Genomic DNA, 3240 nt, shown 5'->3' with positions numbered 1-3240 from the left:
ATGTACTGTTGAATGTAATGCACTGCGCTTGTTGCCCGATCCGCATGTGCATCTTGCTTGCTTTCAAACAGAAGGGTTAACAGTGTTCGGAAGTAACTTCCCCGGTGCTCTAATGCAAGGAGACGATCCACGTTTGTCAATAAACCAAGATCCAATTCCGATTGCAAACGGTTGGTCATTCCCCAGTTTTGGATAATGGATATGAACATAATGGATAAAGTGGAATACATGCTTACAACCGTGTGGTCCGACTGGCCTGTGGACTGATCCACACTCTCTAGCATTTCGTTGAGCAGCTTTTGGCAGTCTTCCTTCCTTCCGCCTCCTGCAAAAATTCGATTCTGCTCTGCAAGAACGGCGCTGGAGAGTCTGCCAGAAGCCCCATTCACAGCACACTTCCATTAATGACCGCGACATTGTGCTCCCGCGCAGCTGGTAGAAGCTCGTCCATGGTCGTATAATCGATCAGCATGAAGCGATCGAACGTCTGGATGGAATCGATCAGCCCGGATCGAAATTTGCATGGTCATTGTGGCTTGTGCTGATGGCGGTAGGTACCTACCGGACCATAAAACCTCCGTCTACCGCAAGCTGAGCACCGGTTATCCATTCGCTCTCGCTTGATGCGAGAAATACAACCGCTTTTCCCAGATCCTCGGGATCCCCTAAACGGCCAAGCGGCAACGAATCCGTCTTTGCTTTCGGAACTCGCATGTCGGGCGGAATCCGATCTCGATTAATGTCCGTCGCCACTCCTCCGCAAAGTATGGCGTTAACGCGGATGCCGTAAATGCCGAGCGCATTGGCCATCGAAGTCGTAAGCGAGTTGACGCCTCCTTTGCTCGCGGCATAATGCACCTGCTCCAGTCCACCGCGAAATGCCGTGACCGTGGAAATGTTGACGATCGATCCGCCTCTGCCCCCGCCCATCATGATCCGCGCCGCGGCCTGAGAGCAGAAGAACATGCCGCTCAAATTGTTTTGCAGGGTTTCGTTCCAAGTCGTTTCATCGAGATCAAAAAAATCGCGGAAAGGACAAATACCCGCATTATTCACAAGGATATCGATTGCGCCGAACTGGCTGCACACATCGTCCATCATCCGATCAACGTCGGACTTTCGGCCGACGTCCGCTTTCAAGGCGATTGCTTTCCCACCCGCAGCTTGGATGGAGGCAACTGCCTCTTCGGCGGCGTCCTTATTCGCGTGATAATTGACCACGACAACGGCCCCCGCGTTTGCGAGCTCCTTCGATATGCCTCTGCCGATTCCCCTCCCACCGCCAGTGATGACCGCCACTTTTCCGCTTAAATCAGCCATGCACAATCCTCCCTCTTCTTCAGACGTACTCTATCATTATAGAGTATGCGTCCTCTTTTAATGTTATCCCCGCGCAGATCGTGCTTGGCAGATCGAACAAGCCATTGTTTGGCAGCAATATGCCATCATAAAAAGGATGCTCCTCGCCGGCGCCAAGGAAATATTCCGCCATCGGAATTTCCGACCGCGCAAACAGCAGATGCAGGGCGGCCTAAGGCTGCGTCCCTCCTGCATGCGGGATCACCGTCTTGTTTCGAGCCGATGCCATTGCGCATATCTTTTTGGCTTCCGTCAGCCCTCCTCATCAATAGAGATGGACCGACCATTGTTTTATTTATCAGGTTGAAGTTTCATTCATTAAGTTTAGTTGGGCAATTTAATTAAGCGGCGAACAATATTACCACCGACCAAGCCTGTCTCTCGGGTTGTCAAGTAACAACGGATACGGCAATTTGTTTAATGCGGTCCCTTGTCTCTGGCTTTACACGATTCTTATTGGATAACGCATTGGAAACCAAGGCAATCGAGATACTCCMGCTCTTTTCGCTACCTCATGAATGTTAACCAATCTATTAATCCTCCTACTTAATCTCAGCTGAAGGCGTCAAATTGCTTAAAGCTTTAATTATTTTATAAATTTCCCTTTGTTGGTAAACGAGAACTTATCGACATATTTTTAAAGCTTTATGTAAAGGCGTTGCGCTGACTGCTGGATGTTAAAGGCAGACTTACAGCCCGTCCGAGCCTTGCCGAATCAGAGCTGCTCTAAATCATCGAGCGCATACAAGCGGCTTGCGTAGAGCGGTATTTTCTTTTTCATCAAACCGCCGAGTAGATTATACACAGGGGTATTGAAAACTTACCTTTGATGTCCCATAACGCAATATCAATGCCGCTGATGGCGCAGCTGACCGCGCCTTTTCGGCCTATACGCACCGAAGAACGGTACATCTTCTCCCAAATCAACTCCGTATTGAGCGGATTTTCTCCGATCAACATAGGTGTGAAATGGTGATCGATGATATCCGCGGGAGACGAGGTGAACCCCCCTGCCGTTCCTACTCCAACCAATCCTACGTCGGTCATGACCTCTACTAGCACGATGCTGCATGGCCCGAACCACGATTTTTCATAATGATCGTCGAACATTGAGGTGGGTGATATCAGATTGCTTCTAAGCGTTATAGGCGATCGGGAAAACGGAAGTGCTCGCGTCCGTATACCGGTAATTTTCACAGTAATCCCCCCAATATTAAATGATTGCAATTGCCCGGACAGGGGATGCTGAGCCTTCTGCAATTTTTAATGGAAAAGCAAACGTATAAGACTCTCCTACAATTTGTTGTAAGTTGGTTAAATTCTCAAAAATCACAATATCGTTTCCCAGCAGCTCATAATGGGCCGGACAATTGGCACTGTAAGAACTGTCGATGGCCAGTGTATCGCAGCCTACTGCCTTTATCTGCTTGGATGCCAAATACGAGGCTGCATCGCCGCTTAGTCCTGGCCATGAAGTCGAATACCTCTGACTAACCGAACGAGGAACCCAGTAGCGATCCCAACCGAAATGAAAAAATACGATATCCTCMTGYTCAATCCTGAAGTTTTTATTCTCCCATTCCTCTATATCCGCCCTACTTACGAGGCCGTTATCAGGATAATCTGTRAAAGACAGCGTTAATGCGCGTCCATGGAATTGGGATATAGAAGTATCCGCAATAGTACGATAATTTGGGTGGTCCTTCGGCAGAAAATGCGCAGTAGCGTCCACATGCGTCCCGCAATGCTCATGGATCATCAGTTGATACGAAAGCGAAAGGCTTCCCGTATTGTGCGAATCCCACAATGCATGCACATATCGAGAATGAGTAGGATAGACGGGCATGTCATCCTGAAGTAGACGGGCATGTCATCCTGAAG

The 3240-nt window shown here is 49.0% G+C and carries 5 protein-coding genes; all 5 read right to left on the bottom strand.

All coding sequences use genetic code 11. From position 1 onward, the window contains the following. Window positions 1-389, bottom strand: a 389-nt coding sequence (locus tag AC1DVJ_RS30375) for a hypothetical protein (RefSeq protein ID WP_477596555.1), incomplete at its 3' end; no start/stop codon positions are given. A 169-nt stretch (window positions 390-558) separates the two neighbouring features. Continuing rightward, window positions 559-1320 carry an SDR family NAD(P)-dependent oxidoreductase gene (locus tag AC1DVJ_RS30370; RefSeq protein WP_477596553.1) on the bottom strand — a complete coding sequence of 254 codons (762 nt, stop codon included), beginning with the start codon at window positions 1318-1320 and terminating at the stop codon, window positions 559-561. Window positions 1321-1683: 363 nt separating this feature from the next. Continuing rightward, the gene (locus AC1DVJ_RS30365) at window positions 1684-1752 is read right to left on the bottom strand and encodes a small, acid-soluble spore protein, alpha/beta type (RefSeq protein WP_477596557.1); all 69 of its coding nucleotides are present in this window, start codon (window positions 1750-1752) and stop codon (window positions 1684-1686) included. A gap of 387 nt (window positions 1753-2139) precedes the next feature. Next, window positions 2140-2556: a hypothetical protein gene (locus AC1DVJ_RS30360; RefSeq protein WP_477596551.1), complete on the bottom strand. Its 417-nt coding sequence runs from the start codon at window positions 2554-2556 to the stop codon at window positions 2140-2142. 16 nt (window positions 2557-2572) lie between these two features. Then, complete coding sequence (locus AC1DVJ_RS30355) at window positions 2573-3205, bottom strand: cyclase family protein (RefSeq protein ID WP_477596549.1); 633 nt, start codon at window positions 3203-3205, stop codon at window positions 2573-2575. Between the last annotated feature and the right edge of the window lie 35 nt (window positions 3206-3240).

This window comes from Paenibacillus sp. P4_A9, assembly GCF_056402415.1.
This window is presented reverse-complemented; position numbering and strand designations above follow the sequence as displayed.

Excerpts from the sequence above, each read along its gene's own strand:
- AC1DVJ_RS30370 (WP_477596553.1), bottom strand. The coding sequence starts at position 1,320 with ATGGCTGATTTAAGCGGAAAAGTGGCGGTCATCACTGGCGGTGGGAGG.